Below are 15,461 nucleotides of genomic sequence, written 5' to 3'. Positions count from 1 at the left end.
CACATGGCGACCGCAATCGAAAACCACCCCCGCGGCCTCGCGTTCTCCGATGCGCTGATGCGCGAGGTGAAGGCGCGCTTCCTGCTGGTCGACCGTGACCACCACGGCCGCGAGCGCCTGTACTTCGACAACGCCGGCGGCTCGTTCCGCCTGAAGGCCGCGGCCGAGCGGTTCGCCGCGGTCGATGCGATTCCCGACAACGCCGAGCGCATCCACGCGACCGCGGTCGAGCTGCAGCAGATCCAGGCGAAGGCCGCCGACGACCTGCGCACGATCCTCAATGCCAAGGGCGGGAGCGTCTACGCCTCGCTCACAGCCTCGGGCGCCATGTTCGACATGGTGCGCGCGGTGGCCGAGAACGTACCGGGCACGAACATGGTCACGACGGTGCTGGAGCACCCCTCGGCATTCGATGCGATGAGCCTCTACGCGGGCCGGCTCGGCCGCGAGCTGCGCGTGGCGAAGAGCAACCCGGTGACGGGCGGCGTCGATGTCGAGGAGATCGTGCGTCTGGTGGACAAGGACACCTGCCTCCTGAACGTGATCTACGCCTCGAACATCTCCGGCGCCAAGCTCGACATGGCCGAGATCGTGCGCCGCGCGCGCGCCATCAAGCCCGACCTCTACATCCTGGTGGACGCGGTGCAGCATGCGCCGCACGGCCTCATCGACCTGGAGAAGACGCCGGTGGACGGCATCAACCTCGCGCCCTACAAGTTCTTCGGCTGCCGCGGCTCGGGGCTCTCGTGGGTGTCCGGGCGCGCAGCCGTGCTGCCGCACCACAAGCTCGCAGGCAAGAAGCCGGACTTCTGGGACCTGGGCAGCTCCGCGCCGTGGCAGTTCGCCGCGCTCACCGAGATCGTGGACTACGTCTGCTGGATCGGCGGCCAGTTCACCGACGCCGCGGAGCGCCGCGCTCTGTTCGTCAAAGGCATCGGCCGCATCGAGCTGCACGAGCGTGCGCTGCTCGCCGCGCTGCTCGACGGCACCGGCAACGCGACCGGCCTGCGCGAGATGCGGGGCGTGGAAGTGTTTCTCGACCACGAAGACTTGACCAGGCGCGACCTGATCCTGGGCATCGGCTTCGACCGCATCGACTGCACGCAGGCGGTGGTGGAGTACGGCAAGCGCGGCGTCACGGTGTACGAGCGCGTGGCGACCAGCATCTACTCGAAGCGGATGCTGGAGTCCTTCGGGCTCGCGGGCACGGTGCGCGTCTCGCCGCTGCACTGCCACTCGATGGCGGACATGGAGAAGTTCCTGCGGGTCACGCAGGAGATCGCATCGCTGTAGCCGTGCAGCCGGGCAAGGTCAGGCGACAGGCGGCGCTGCGCTGACCGCGCGCGTACCCACACGCGCAGCCACGCGTGCGTGGGCGATGTGTCCCGCGCCGGCCCGCTGCAGGCCGTTGACGCCCGCCGCGTCGTACCGGGCCACGGTCTCCTCGCCGTCCAGGTCCTCCGTCAGCATCAGGCCGGTCTCCAGCAGCAGCGCATCGAGCGTCGCCGGATCGAAGCCCGAGAGAAAAGCCTCGCCGACGGCAGACACATCGCTGCGCAGCTTGCGGAACCCCTCGGTGCCCGCATGGCCGGGTTGCAGCGCCGCTTCGTCGATGTAGGTGAAGACCAGTTCGCTCCCCGCCGGCGCAACCGAGGCGATGGCGCGCAGCGTCGCAAGGTTGGCTTCGCGCGTGAGGTACACGGTAACGCCGAGCCACGAGAAGAAGGTGGGTTGCGCCGGATCGAAGGACGAGCGCGCAAGGGCCGACTGCAGCGTCTCCTCGGACAGGTCCGCCGCCACGAAATGCACGTCGCCGGATTCGGCAACGCCGCAGTGCCGCAGGCGCTCGCGCTTCAGCTGCTGCGTCGCGGGGTGGTCCACCTCGTACACCTGCAGCCCTTCGGCCCACGCCGGGCGGCGGCAAATGAAACTGTCGAAGCCCGCGCCGATGAGCACGTACTGGGTGATGCCGCGCGCGACCGCGGCCTCCAGCATGTCTTCGGTGTAGCGGCTTCGCAGGATGACGCCGGGATAGGCCGCGTTCGCGCGCATCGCGGCGTCCAGCAACTCGGCCGGCGCAGCCCCGGCGCGCTGCCCGGTGGCCAGCCGGGCGAGCGCCCGCTCGCGCAGGCCCGCCTGCACCGACTCCGGCACCAGGCGGTCGCCCCATGGGTCGTCCAGCAGCGGCGCGGGATCGCAGCGCGAATGAATCGACCGCATCAGCGAGGTGACGAGGGCGGTCTGGCTGGCTTTCGAGGATTCCATGAAGGGTGCTCCGGGCAAAGGATGACGGAGGGCGGGCTTTGTGCGACGCTTGCCGTCACCGCCCCGGTTCTCGCTTCATTTTCCGACGACTTCATGAACGCTTCCTCGCCCTCGTCCTCGTCTGCGCATCGCCGCCCCGTCCCGCTCGCCAAGGCCTACCGCCTGCTCAACCACGGCCCCACCGTGCTGGTGAGCGCCGCGCACGGCGGGCAGCGCAACATCATGGCGGCCGCGTGGGCGATGCCGCTCGATTTCGATCCGCCCAAGGTGGCCGTGGTGGTCGACAAGAGCACCTGGACGCGCGTGCTGCTCGAAGGCGCGGGCACCTTCGCGCTGCAGGTGCCCACGCGTGCGCAGCTCGACCTGACCGAGGCGCTGGGCAGCAGTTCGGGCCGCGAGATCGTCGAGGCCTCGGGGCGCGACAAGTTCGCCGCATACGGCCTCGAGACTTTCGCCGGCACCGCGACCGGTGCGCCGCTGCTCGAAGGCTGCGCGGCCTGGCTCGAATGCCGGCTGCTGCCCGAGCCGCCGATCCAGGAGCGCTACGACCTCTTCCTCGGCGAGGTGATCGCCGCGCAGGCCGATGCGCGCGTGTTCGCGAACGGCCGCTGGAACTTCACCGGCCACGACGAGCTGCGCACGCTGCACCATGTGGCGGGCGGGCATTTCATCGTCGATGGCGAGGCGGTGGATGCGCGGCCGCTGCCGCCTTTGCAGCGCTAGCACCCCGGGTTCGGGAATCGTCCACACCGCGTACGCCGCCCCGGCGCACGCGGGTCCATTGCTCACGAGCATCGTGCGCTGCCGCAACCGGCGCGCGGCGCGATGCCGCTCGGGCGCGCGCGGCCGCGCCGCATGCCGGCGCTCGCGAAAGAGGCTCTGCGACCGCCCCGCAGTGTTTACCCGAGGTTTGGTTGTTTTGAGGTCTTTGGTCAGTTTCGTAAGACGTTCGGCTATCGCTCGGCAGTGCCTGCCCGCCTAGCATCCGCGCCGTCATCCGAAGAAATTTCGCGGGTCCGTTGCCCGCTCGTACAAAGGACCGTTCGTGAAGCAAGACGTCTACGTCGTCGGAGCCGGCGTCATGCCGCGCACCCCACTCGAGGCCCGCGGTCCGTGTCCGCGGACGGCGGCCAGATCCTTCGATAAGGCACGGCGCGATGCGCGCATGCATGGCACGAGCGGCCGCGGGCACCGGGCTCTCGGCGCGGTCGTTCCCTGCGGCGGGATGCGTCGCCATGACTGAGGCTGCGGGCGCGCCCATGCTGGCAGCGCGCGACCTGACGCTGAAGTTCGGCGGCGTCACCGCGCTGTCGGAAATCTCGGTGGACATCGGGCGCCAGGAACTGGTCGCACTCATCGGTCCCAACGGGGCCGGCAAGAGCTCGCTGCTGAATGTGCTCTCGGGCTTCTACCGGCCGAGCAAGGGCTCGGTCTCTTTCGAAGGCGAGGACATCGGTCGCTGGCCGGTGCATCGGGTCGCCAAGGCGGGCCTGGCGCGCACCTTCCAGGGCACGCACCTGCTGCCGCACATGAGCGTGCTCGACAACATCCTGGCCGGGCGCTTCATGCACATGAAGAGCACGCTGACGCAGGCATTCATCTACTACCCGTTCACCCATCGCGAAGAGCTCGCCCATCGCACGGTGGCCGAGGGCATCCTGAGCTTCCTGGAGCTGGAGCATCTGCGGCACCACCCGGTGGGAACGCTGGGCTACGGCATTCGCAAGCGCGTCGACCTGGGCCGCGCGCTGGCGATGGAGCCACGCATGCTGCTGCTGGACGAGCCCATGGCCGGCATGAACACCGAGGAGAAGGAGGACCTCGCGCGGTTCATCCTGGACATCCGCGAATCGCGGCAGATCCCGGTGGTGCTGGTGGAGCACGACATGGGCGTGGTGATGGACATCGCGGACCGCGTGATCGTGCTGAACTTCGGCCGCAAGATCGCCGACGCCACGCCCGCCGCCGTGCAGCAGGACGAGCACGTCATCTCGGCCTACCTGGGAGCGCACGCATGAGCGCGGCGGTGGAATCGGGCAAGCCCCAGACCCTGCCTCAATGGCTGGTGCACAACGCGGCCACGCGCCCGGACGAAGTGGCGCAGCGCCACAAGTGCGAAGGCGTCTGGAAAGAGTTCAGCTGGGCCGGTGTGCGCGACGAGGTGCGCGCCCTGGCGCTCGGCCTGCGCGAGCGCGGCGTGCGGCGCGGGCAGACCGTGCTGCTGCTCGGCGAGAACCGCCCCGAGCTCTATTGGGCCGAATGGGCCGCGATGGCGGTCGGTGCCAAGGTCGTCGCGCTGTATCCCGATGCGACCGAGGCCGAGCTCGACTACGTGGTGAGCGACGCGAAGGCGGTGTGCGTGTTCGCGGAGGACCAGGAGCAGGTGGACAAGGTGCTGCCCGTCAAGGCCCGGCACGAGGGCCTGCACAGCGTGGTGTGGTGGGAGTCGGGCGGCCTCTGGTCGTACGAACAGCCGGGCCTGCTGGGTTGGGACGCGCTCAAGGCCACGGCGCACCGGGCCGCGTCGACCGACGCGCAGCGGCTTGCGGACGAACGGTGGTTCGCGCAGGCGGTGGCCGAGGGCCGCAGCATCGACATCGCGGTGCTCTCGTACACCTCGGGCACCACCGGCGCACCCAAGGGGGTGATCACCACGCATGCCTCGCTGATGCACAACGCGCAGCTGATCGGCAACACGATGCAGGTGCCCGAGGGCGGCGAATATCTCTCCTATATCCCGCTCTCGTGGTCCACCGAGCAATGGGTGGGCGTGACCCTGGGCCTCATGCGCCCGCTGCGGGTGAACTTTGCCGAGAAGCCGGACCAGATCCAGGAGGCGATCCGCGAGTTGGCCTGCGACATGGTCTTCTTCGGTCCCCGTCAATGGGAAAGCCTGGCCGCGCGCGTGCATGCGCGGATGCTGGATGCCCCGGCGTGGCGGCAGAAGGTGGTGGACTGGGGCTTGCGCATCGGGCGCCTCGCCCGCGCGGAGCAGCTGGACACCACGACCCGGGCATGGTGGGTGCGCGCCCTGTTGCCGCTGGCCGATGCGCTGGTGCTGCGCCCGCTGCGCGAGCAACTCGGCCTCAAGCGCGCGCGCATCGCATTCACCGGCGGCGCGGCCGTGGCGCCGGACATCTTCCGGCTGTTCGCATCGATGGGCGTGATGCTGCGCAACGTGTACGGCTGCAGCGAGTTCGGCCTCATCTCCGTGCACCAGGGCGCGCGCGTCAACGCCGAGACGATCGGAGAGACCGTGGGCATGGGCAGCGCCTGGGGCGAGCCCATGCAATGGCGAATGGCCGAGGGCGGCGCGCTGGAGGTTCGCGGGGGCACCGGCTTCTCCGGGTACTGGGGCAAGCCCGAGCAAAGCGCCGGCAAGCTGAACGACGGCTGGTTCCAGACCGGCGACGCCGTGGGCCAGGGGCCCAGCGGCAACGAGCTCATCTACTACGACCGGCTGGAGCACATGAGCCGCCTGCAGGGCGGCCACCTCTACTCCAAGCAGTTCATCGAGGTGCGCCTGCGCTTCTCTCCCTACATCCGCGAGGTGATGGTGGTGGGCGACGCCACGCGCGAGCACGTCGCCGCGCTGGTCAACATCGACGGCGACGTGTTCGGCCGCTGGGCGGAGCGCAACGGCGTGTCGTTCACCACCTTCACCGACTTGTCGCAGCGGCCCGAGGTGCTGGCGCAGGTGGCCAGGGAAATCGGCCGCGTCAACCAGGCGCTGCCCGAAGAGGCGCGCCTGCGGCGCTTCGTGAACCTGCCCAAGGAGCTGGATGCCGACGAGGGTGAGCTCACCCGCACCCGCAAGCTCAAGCGCGACTTCATCGAGCAGCGCTACGGCGCGCTCATCGAGGCGATGTACGCGGACCAGCCCAGCACCGCCATCGAAATTCCCGTGCGCTACCAGGACGGTCGCGCGGGCCTGCTGCGCGCCGAGGTGGCCACCGGCCGCATCGACGCCCGCGAAAGAAATGGAGACAGGAACCCATGATCGATTTCCTCAACTACCTGTTGAACGGGTTCCTTCAAGGCCAGGTCTATGCGCTGCTCGCGCTGGGCTTCATGGTCATCTACCGTGCCAGCAAGGTGTTCAACTTCGCGCAGGGCGAGCTCATGATGCTCGGCGCCTACGCCGTGTGGACGCTCACGCTCGGCGCGAACCTCTCGCCCTGGCTGGGCATACCGCTGGCCTTCGTGTGCGCTTTGGTCTACGGCTGGCTCATCGAGCGGCTGTTCTTCGAGCGGCTGGTGGGCGAGTCGGTGTTCTCGATGGTGATGGTGACCATCGGCCTGGTGATCCTGATCCGCGGCATCGTGCTGGTGGCGTGGGGCGCGGCCGACCGCCAGTTCCCCGTGCTGCTGCCGCCTGCGCCGCTGATCGTGGGCGACATGATCTTTCCTTCGTCGCTGGTCATCGGGGCCGTGCTCACGCTGTTCGCCACGGTGGGGCTGTCGTGGTTCTTCAACCGCACCCGCGCGGGGCTCACGCTCACCGCAGTGGCCGAAGAACCCAACACCGCGGTCTCGCTCGGCATCTCGGTCAAGCGCGCCGTGACGCTGGCCTGGATGATGGGCTCGGTCATCGCCACCGCGGGGGCGATCGTGCTGCTCAGCGGCCGCTCGCTCACGGTGCAGACGGCCGACGTCGCGCTCGCCGCCTTGCCGGTGGCGCTGCTCGCGGGGCTCGAATCCATCGGGGGCCTGATCCTGGCGGGCGCCATCGTGGGCATCGTGCAGGCGCTCGTGGCGGCGTACGTCGATCCGGCGATCGGCGGCTCGGCTTCTTCCATCGTGCCTTTTGTTTTCATGCTGCTGATCCTGCTGGTGCGTCCCACCGGCCTGTTCGGCTGGCGTCATGTGGAGCGTGTGTGATGGACCCGTCCGGAATCTTCTTCACGACCCACGCCGGCGATCGCTCCCTGGTGCGAACCCGTGCGCAGCGTGTCTGCCTGCTGCTGCTCGTTCTTGCCCTGGCGACGCTGCCCTATTGGGCCTCCGAGCGCTGGGTGAGCATCGGCTACACCACGTTCATCACGGCGGTGGCGGTGATCGGGCTGCAGATCTGCACCGGCTACGCGGGGCAGATCAACCTGGGCCAGTCGGCCTTCATGGGTGTGGGCGCCTACGGTGCGGCGCTGGCCATGATGGCCGGCTGGAACGCGCTCGCGGCGCTGCTCGTCGGCGGCGCCGGTGCAGCGGTCTTCGGCGTGATGTTCGGGCTCACGGCGGCGCGCATCAAGGGCTTCTACCTGGCGCTCACCACCATCGCGGCGCAGGCGCTGTTCCATTTCCTGGTGCTGAACCTTCCGCAGGGGTGGCTGGGCGGCGCAGGCGGCCTGCACGTGGCGTCGGCCTCGGTGTTCGGCGTGTCGCTGGACAACGACCGCGCGATCTACTGGTTCTCGCTGGCGGTGCTGGCGGTCATGACCGTCGGCGCATTCGGCATCGTGCGCTCGCGCCATGGCCGCAGCTTCGAGGCGGTCCGCGACGACGACGTGGCGGCGGGGATGATGGGCATTCCCGTGGCGGCGACGAAGGCGCGCGCCTTTCTGGTGAGCGCGTTCTACGCCGGCGTGGCGGGCGGCTTGTGGGTGGTGGCGCTGCGGCACGTGTCGGTGGAGCAGTTCACGCTGTTCAACGCCATCTGGATGATCGCCATGATGATCGTCGGCGGCCTGGGCTCCATCGTCGGTGCGCTGATCGGCACGGTGATGATCCAGCTGGCCCGCGAGGGCGTCACCAGCCTGGGCCCGAGCTTCGTGCAGTGGGTGCCCGCGGTGGGACAGGACTTCGTCTTCGCCGCCATGAACGTGCTGCTGGGCACCGTGATCATCCTGTTCCTGCTCTTCGAGCCCAAGGGCGTGATGCACCGCATCGAGCTCTCGAAGAAGGCCTACCGGCTCTGGCCATTTCCGTACTGACCGCCATCGGGGCGGCTTCCTTCACGACGGACGGAAACACCATGCAGATGGCGATCCACCGTCGATCCATTCCACACGAGAGACACACATGACATCCATCAAGAGTTGGGCGGCACGCGCCGCCGCCGCGGCCGGCCTGTTCGCATCGGCGCTCGCGCCTGCCGCGGCGCAGACCGTCTACCAGATCCCCGCGCTGTCGGACTACTCCGGGCCGTTCGCAGCGATCATGCCGATGATCGGACCGGCGCGCGAAGGCGTTGTCGCCTGGTGGAACGCCGAGAACGGCGCCAGGCTGGGGGTCAAGCTCGAACTCAAGACCTACGACACCCGCTACGACACCGCGCAGACCGCGAGCCTGTGGCCCGGCGTGCTGGCGACCAAGCCCGTGATCGGCCTGTCGCTCGGCGGCCCCGACACCTCGGCGCTGCAGCAGCGCCTGCCCACCGACAAGGTGCCCATGATCCTGGGCTCGGCCGCAACGGGCTTCCAGTGGCGGCCCAACCAGTGGGTGCTGGCCACGCGCCCGACCTTCGTGCACGAGGTCGCCGGTTTCCTGGAATGGTTCCAGAAGAACAAGGCCGGCGGCTCGCGGGCGGTGAAGGTCGCGATGTTCACCACCGAGGCCTCGCCCACCTTCGCCGACATGGGCAAGGGCGTCCTGGCCTATGCCAAGGCCAATCCGGGCATCGTGAATGTCGTCGAGATGGTCTACGTGGAACCCCAGCCGGCCGACGTGACGCTGCAGCTGCGCCGCGTGCTCAACGCCGGCGCCGAGCTGGTGCTGGTGCCCACCAACATCCAGCAGGCGGTGGCGGTGAAGCGCGCGATGCAGGCGCTGGGCAAGAACGTGCCGATCGCCTACAGCATCCAGAATTCGCCCGCGATGCTGCAGAAGCTGGTCGGCAGCATGGGCGCCATGGACGGCGACTACGAAGTGCATGCCGGCGTGATCGCCACCGACGAGGACACCGAGTCCAAGCGCTTCTACGACATGTTGGTGGCCAAGTACGGCCTGAAGGCGCCGTGGCACTCGATCACCTCGATCGGCCTGAACCAGACGCTGGTCATGGTGCGCGCCGTGGAGGCCGCCGCAAGAAAGCACGGCGGCGACAAGCTGACCGGCGAGATCCTCTACAACACGCTGATCGACGTCGACTTCCCGGCCAAGGATTTCTTCGGCTTCACCGGCGGCGGCGAGATCGACTTCTCGGTGGAGGCGCCGTTCCCGACCAAGGACCCGCGCGTGAACATCGGCCAGGTGGTGGGCGGCAAGCTGGTCACCGTGGCCAGGGGCGTGCCGGTGCCCAGGCTCTCCAAGTGGTGAGGGGCACGCCGTGTCGCAACCGCTGATCGCGCTGAACAACGTCGAGGTGCTCTACGCCGACGTGATCCTGTCGTTGAAGGGGATCGCGCTGGAGGTGGCCACGGGCGGCTGCACCGTGCTGCTCGGACCCAACGGGGCGGGCAAGAGCACCACGCTGAAAACCATCTCCGGCATGCTCGCCGTGGAGGAGGGCCGCGTGTCGTCGGGGCAGGTGCGCATGCTGGGCGAGGACGTCACAGGCGCCTCCGCCGGGCACATGGTGGCGCAGGGCGTGGTGCACGTGGTCGAGGGGCGCAAGGTGCTGCGCCACATGACGACCGAGCAGAACCTGGTCGTGGGCGGGCACCGGCTCGCGCGGGCCTCGGACGTGAAGCAGGGACTGGAGCGCGTCTACGGATTCATCCCGCGCCTGGCCGAGCTTCGCACCCGCACCTCGGGCTACCTCTCGGGCGGCGAGCAGCAACTGCTGCTGATCGGTCGCGCGATGATGGCGCGACCCAGGCTGCTGATGATCGACGAGCCGTCGCTGGGCCTCGCGCCGCTGATGGTTCGCGAGATCTTCGACCTGCTGGGCAGGCTGCGCGGCGAGGGCATGTCGCTGCTGATCGTGGAGCAGCACGCGCAGGCCGCCCTGGAGATCGCAGACCACGGCTACATCCTGGAAAACGGCCGCGTGGTGCTGGAAGGCACCGCTGCCGAACTTCGGGCCAACGAAGACATCCAGGAGTTCTACCTGGGCCGGCAGGCGAGCGGCGAGCGCCGCAACTACCGGGAAGTCAAGCACTACCGCCGGCGCAAGCGCTGGCTGGGATGAAGCGATGGCGGACATGAACGGCATCGAGGCGACGCCCGTCGCGTCCACCCTGGTCGAGCTGCTCGCCCGCAATGCCGGTGCCCACGCCGACCGTGCAGCGGTGATCGTCGAGGACGGCATCTGCACCCATGCCGCGCTGTACGAAGCGGTGCAGCGGCAAGCGGCGGCGCTCGCGGCGCTGGGCATCGCGCGAGGCGATCGCGTGGTGCTGGTGGCCGGCAATCGCATCGAGGTGCTGGTGCTGCTAGGGGCCGTGGCGTGGCTCGGCGCGATCCTCGTGCCGCTCAATCTTCGGCTTGCACCGGACGAGATCGCCGGGCAGTCGGCCGATGCCGTGCCGGTGCTCGCGGTGGTGGATGCCGCTTGCGCGCCCTTGTGGCAGGCGGCCTGGCCCGATGGCATGCCCCAGGTGCGAACGGTGGATCTCGACGCCGCGTCATGGCCATCGATCGCATTCGCCGGACCCTCGAACGCCGCCGCGGTGCCGCGGCAGGATGCGCCCGAACTCGGCGTGGCGATGCTGTACACCGCCGCGGTGGACGGGCGCGCGCGTGGGGCGCTGCTGGCGCAGTCGCACCTGGCTGCATCGGCTCGGCAAACGGGCCGCGTGTGGTCGCTCGGGCCGGACGACCGCTGGCTGGGCGTGCTGCCGCTGTTCCATGCGGCCGGCATCGGCCTGGCGCTGGCGCTGCTGGAGGCCGGCGGCGCATGCGCGCTGTTGCCGCGCTTCGATGCGGCCTCGGCGGTGGCGGCGGTGCAGCGGCATCGCCTGACGGTGTGCGCCACATTCGCGCCCATGCTCGGCGCCATCCTCGAGGCGGCCGACACAGGCACCGCCTGCACCGCGCTGGCCAGCCTGCGCATCTGCATGGGGCTGGAGCCGCCGGCCACGCTGGAACGCCTGGCCCTGATGTGCCCTGCGGCCGGCTTCTGGTCGGCCTATGGCCAGGCCGAGGTGTCGAGCATGGTGTGCCTGGGCCTGCAGCGCGAGCGTCCCGGCGCCGCCGGTCGCGCGGTCGCGCCATCGCAGCTTCGTGTGCAGGATGCGGCCGGGCAACCGCTGGCCGTGGGCGTGCAGGGAGAGATCGCCGTGAGCGGCCCCACGGTGTTCCTGGGCTACTGGAACGCGGAGACGCAGGGCCCCTTCACGCCGGCCGACCCCTGGCACCGCACCGGCGACCTCGGCCGGCTCGATGAAGACGGCTGGCTGTGGTTCGAAGGGCGCGCGCCCCACAAGCAGCTCATCAAGACGGGCGGCGAGAACGTGTATCCCGCCGAGGTGGAAAAAGCATTGCTGGCACACCCGGAGGTGGCCGAGGCCTTCGTGTTCGGCCTGCCCGACGAACGGTGGGGCGAGGCCGTCCACGCGGCCGTCGCGCTGAAGCCGGGCGCGGTCGCGACCCAGGACGACCTGGTCGACTTCGTCGCACAGCGGCTTGCGCGCTACAAGCGGCCGCAGTCGATCGCCTTCGTGCCTTTTCCGATCGACAGGACGGTGCGGGATGCGCCGTCGTCCACACGCTGATCGGCCCGCTTCGTTCGCGTGAAAAGGCGCTGGGCTGTTTGCGGCGAGCGATCGTGTAGGTGGAAGTACCCCCGTGATTCGGGGCGTTCGGTCATCGCGGACGCAGGTTTGGCAATTGCTGGAGTGCATGGCCCGCTTCAAAAATCCTGGGTGGAAGGCCGCAGGTTTTCGTCACGCGATGCGTACCGGAAACCCACCCGCGGCCAGTTCGCAAACACACAGGAGACAAGCAATGCGTATTCATATCCAGGTCCCGAAACGGGTGCCGGCCGGTCTGGCCATTTCGGCCGTGCTGATCGCCACATTGGCCGGCTGCGGCGGATCGGGTGGCGGCTTCGGCTCGATACCCGTGTCCATTCCCGTCAGCGGCGAGACGCCCGGAACCAGCGTTTCGCTCGCTGCAGTCTCGACCCGGAAGGACATGGTCAGCGACGGCGATGTGGTCGTGGAGGCGACGCCTTCCACCGCGGTGCCGACTTCGCCGATCACCTTCATGCTCAACGGCACCGACGTGACCGACAGGTTGGTGCTGGACAAGTCGACATCGAGAATGCGCGGCCTGCTCACCGGACTGAAGGTTGGCGCCAACGTGCTGACGGCGGTCAGCGCAGGCAAGGAGATCGGCAAGCTCGAGCTGAACAATTTCTCAGCGACCGGCCCCATCTTTTCCGGCACGCGGCAGAGTCCCTGGAGCTGCGAGACGGAAGCCTCCGGACTTGGCCCGCCGCCCGCTTCGGGGCCGTGCGTGGCGAAGGTCCGCTACGACTGGTTCTACCGCACGAAAGCGGGCACGTTCGCACCGCTCGCTGTGCTGAAGCCGCCGTATCCCGCGGACCTTGCGAGAACGACGACCACCGAAGGCAAGGAGGTCGACTACATCGTGAGAGTCGAGTCCGGCACCGTCAATGAGTCGATCTACCGGATCGCGATGCTGGACGATCCGAGCGACCCGGTCCGTGCGCCCTGGAGCAAGGACGGAAAGAAACCCGGCAACGGATGGAACGGCAAGCTGAACTACCCGTTCCTGGGCGGCGCTTCCCCGGGCTTTCGCTCGGGAAAGAACGAAGCCAGGGACGCGCTGCTGGACACGCCGCTCAGCCTCGGCTTCGCCGTCGCGTTCGGAACCCGGAACACCTACGGAACCGGGGAGGACGACGTGACCTCTTCCGAGACGACGATGATGGTCAAGGAGCGATTCGTCGAGCAGTACGGGATACCGAAGTTCACCATCGGCACGGGTGTCTCGGGCGGTTCCATCCTGCAGCACTACATCGTGCACAACTACCCCGGGCTGCTGGACGCGATCATTCCGGGTGCGAGCTTCTCCGACATCCCCACGCTCGCCGTCGACATCATCGACTGCAAGCCGCTGAACAACTACTTCGACACGCTCGCGACCGACCCCGCATCGTGGACCGCGGCGCGCAGGGCGGCCGTGGACGGCGGCTCGGTGGCCACTTCGCCCCTGGCGGGACCCGACATCGGGCGGACCGTGTGCCAGACGAACTGGGCCGGGTTCTCGAATGCCTTCCAGAACCCCGTCAACGGTTTCAATGTCGGGAGTGCGGGGACCCCGGTGGCGGGCCTGCCCATCTACGACCCGGTGAGCAATCCGGGCGGCGTGAGAGGAACCGTCTGGGATTCCAACGTGAACAGCTTCGGCCGCAACGGCAGGACGGGCTTCGCGCGTTCGCCCTATGACAACGTCGGGGTGCAGTACGGCCTGGCCGCGGTCAACGCCGGGAAGATCACGCCCGAGGAATTCGTTCACCTGAACGAGAAGATCGGCGGGCTCGACATCGACGGCAACCTCACCAGGGAGCGAAGCGCCGGCGACCCGATCGCCGTCAGGCGTGCCTATGCGTCCGGCCGTGTCCTCACGTCGTTCGAGGACTTCAGGTTGCCGATCATCGATGTCCGCGTCTACGTGGACAACGCAGCCAACATCCATCCGCGCAACAAGACGCTCGCCTTCCTGGAGCGCCTGAAGAAGGCGAACGGCACGACCGAGAACCAGGTCAACTGGACCACGAACGACGTGACCGGATCGGAGAACTTGGACCTGAATGCGCTGAAGGCGCAGAACGAATGGCTGGACAACATCGCGGCCGACAAGTCCGCCGATTCCTATGCGGTGAAGGTCATTCGCAACAAGCCAGCCCATCTGAAGGACGCGTGCTGGGTCAACGGCGAGAAGACCGAGGAGCCGGTTTCGTGGGACCCGGACACCTCGTGCAACAAGGCCATGCCCATCGACATGGATGTGCGGATCGTGGCCGGCGGACCGTTGTCCGAAGACATACTGATGTGCAAGCTCAAGCCGATCGACTTCTCGGCCTACCAGGTGACGTTCACGCCCTCGCAACGTACGCGCCTTGCGGCCGCATTCCCCAGAGGCGTGTGCGACTGGAGCGTTCCTGGCGAAGGGCAGTCGAAGCCGAAGACCTGGATCGACTTCAGCACCGGCGACTGGGGCGCCTCGAACATCTACAACTAGGCAGGCCTTGCCGGCAGCGCTTGCACCTGGTCAGGGTGGAAGCGCTGCAGCCGGCGGCTCGGCCGGCTCGGCAGATTCGGCAGATTCGGATGCAGGGCCGAACCGGCGGTACGCCCCCGGGGGACTGCCGGTCCAGAGCTTGAACGCCCGCTGGAACGATGCGCTGTCGGCAAAGCCGAGCTCCAGCGCGAGCGCCGCCAGGGAAATCCCCCCCGAATCGAGTCGAACGATGGCGGCATCGAGCCGCAGCTGGTTCTTCACCGATTGAAAAGTGGCGCCCTCTTCTGCAAGGTGGCGTTGCAAGGTGCTGGAACTCATGTTCAACGCGTCGGCCGTTGCGGCCAGGTTCGGCCACTCCGGGCGCCTGGAGTGCAGATAGGCGCGCACGCGGGCGGTGACGCTGTGCTCGCTCACCTTTGGAATGATGATGAAACCTGGCGCGAGCGCCAGGAAGTCACGCATCGCCTTTTCGTCGCGGAGCATGGGTGCATCGAGGCTCTTGGCCTCGAACCAGAACGTGGTGTGCGGCTGGTCGAATCGCAGCGGCCCTGGAAAAACGCGCTTGTATTCCGACGCATGCGTGGGCGTGGGAAAAGCGAAGTCGAAGCGGACCGTGCGCAGCCTTTCCCCGTGAAGCCACACGATCAGCCGCCAGAACGCGCGGATCGTCATCTCGTGCAGGAACACCCGGTCGCCCGCCGACGATTTGAAGACGATGCGCAGACCGGCGATATCGCCTTCGATCGGGTAGACGAATTCGAAATCGTCCTGCAGCAGGTAGAGCGCCTTTCCCATCCGGTGCATGGCATGGCCGAGCGTGCTCGCGCCCAGTATCGACCGGAGGATGAATTCAAAGCCGCCACGGCGCAGCGGACGCGAGAGGAATCCGAGGAATTCATCGTTCAGCCGCTCCATCAGGAGGCCGAACAGCGCGACGTACTGGTCCGAAGTGATCCGGGACGACGGCTGCTCGATGAGGGCCGGATCGATGCTCGCGGCTGCAAGATAGTCAGCGCACGACTTCGAGGGGTAGCCCACGCCCGACAGCATGCCGCGCACAAACTCTATCGATACGGTATCGGGTGGCTTGAGCATGCGGTGCCGCC

The 15,461-nt window shown here is 68.1% G+C and carries 12 protein-coding genes; 10 read left to right on the top strand and 2 right to left on the bottom strand.

Features of this window, described 5'->3' with window-relative positions; translation table 11 throughout:
- Nucleotides 1-3 precede the first annotated feature (3 nt).
- Nucleotides 4-1,293, top strand: coding sequence for an aminotransferase class V-fold PLP-dependent enzyme (locus RT97_RS10980; RefSeq protein WP_042578807.1), 1,290 nt, complete (start codon nucleotides 4-6; stop codon nucleotides 1,291-1,293).
- 18 nt (nucleotides 1,294-1,311) lie between these two features.
- Here RT97_RS10980 and RT97_RS10975 read toward each other — a convergent pair whose 3' ends face one another.
- Nucleotides 1,312-2,265 carry a class I SAM-dependent methyltransferase gene (locus RT97_RS10975; RefSeq protein ID WP_052810621.1) on the bottom strand — a complete coding sequence of 318 codons (954 nt, stop codon included), beginning with the start codon at nucleotides 2,263-2,265 and terminating at the stop codon, nucleotides 1,312-1,314.
- A gap of 93 nt (nucleotides 2,266-2,358) precedes the next feature.
- Here RT97_RS10975 and RT97_RS10970 point away from each other — a divergent pair, with 93 nt between their 5' ends.
- From RT97_RS10970 to RT97_RS10930, 9 genes are all read left to right on the top strand, one after another.
- Nucleotides 2,359-2,988, top strand: coding sequence for a flavin reductase family protein (locus RT97_RS10970; protein WP_042578827.1), 630 nt, complete (start codon nucleotides 2,359-2,361; stop codon nucleotides 2,986-2,988).
- A 512-nt stretch (nucleotides 2,989-3,500) separates the two neighbouring features.
- A complete protein-coding gene (locus tag RT97_RS10965; RefSeq protein WP_042578826.1) occupies nucleotides 3,501-4,283 on the top strand; it encodes an ABC transporter ATP-binding protein in 783 nt (260 codons plus the stop codon).
- On the top strand, nucleotides 4,280-6,265 hold the full coding sequence (locus RT97_RS10960) for an AMP-dependent synthetase/ligase (RefSeq protein WP_042578806.1): 1,986 nt from the start codon (nucleotides 4,280-4,282) through the stop codon (nucleotides 6,263-6,265). Before RT97_RS10965 ends, RT97_RS10960 begins: the two co-directional genes overlap by 4 nt.
- Nucleotides 6,262-7,146, top strand: coding sequence for a branched-chain amino acid ABC transporter permease (locus RT97_RS10955; RefSeq protein ID WP_042578805.1), 885 nt, complete (start codon nucleotides 6,262-6,264; stop codon nucleotides 7,144-7,146). Before RT97_RS10960 ends, RT97_RS10955 begins: the two co-directional genes overlap by 4 nt.
- A complete protein-coding gene (locus RT97_RS10950) occupies nucleotides 7,146-8,195 on the top strand; it encodes a branched-chain amino acid ABC transporter permease (RefSeq protein WP_042578804.1) in 1,050 nt (349 codons plus the stop codon). The genes RT97_RS10955 and RT97_RS10950 overlap by 1 nt, the downstream gene beginning before the upstream one ends.
- 88 nt (nucleotides 8,196-8,283) lie before the next feature.
- On the top strand, nucleotides 8,284-9,519 hold the full coding sequence (locus RT97_RS10945; protein WP_042578803.1) for an ABC transporter substrate-binding protein: 1,236 nt from the start codon (nucleotides 8,284-8,286) through the stop codon (nucleotides 9,517-9,519).
- Nucleotides 9,520-9,529: 10 nt separating this feature from the next.
- Nucleotides 9,530-10,333, top strand: a complete 804-nt coding sequence (locus RT97_RS10940; protein WP_253278206.1) for an ABC transporter ATP-binding protein — start codon at nucleotides 9,530-9,532, stop codon at nucleotides 10,331-10,333.
- Nucleotides 10,334-10,337: 4 nt separating this feature from the next.
- Nucleotides 10,338-11,858: an AMP-binding protein gene (locus RT97_RS10935; RefSeq protein ID WP_052810620.1), complete on the top strand. Its 1,521-nt coding sequence runs from the start codon at nucleotides 10,338-10,340 to the stop codon at nucleotides 11,856-11,858.
- A 232-nt stretch (nucleotides 11,859-12,090) separates the two neighbouring features.
- A complete protein-coding gene (locus tag RT97_RS10930; protein WP_155403784.1) occupies nucleotides 12,091-14,355 on the top strand; it encodes a DUF6351 family protein in 2,265 nt (754 codons plus the stop codon).
- Nucleotides 14,356-14,385: 30 nt separating this feature from the next.
- Here RT97_RS10930 and RT97_RS10925 read toward each other — a convergent pair whose 3' ends face one another.
- A complete protein-coding gene (locus tag RT97_RS10925; protein WP_042578802.1) occupies nucleotides 14,386-15,450 on the bottom strand; it encodes an AraC family transcriptional regulator in 1,065 nt (354 codons plus the stop codon).
- Between the last annotated feature and the right edge of the window lie 11 nt (nucleotides 15,451-15,461).

It is taken from the genome of Variovorax paradoxus (genome assembly GCF_000834655.1).
Taxonomy (GTDB): domain Bacteria; phylum Pseudomonadota; class Gammaproteobacteria; order Burkholderiales; family Burkholderiaceae_C; genus Variovorax; species Variovorax paradoxus_F.
This window is presented reverse-complemented; position numbering and strand designations above follow the sequence as displayed.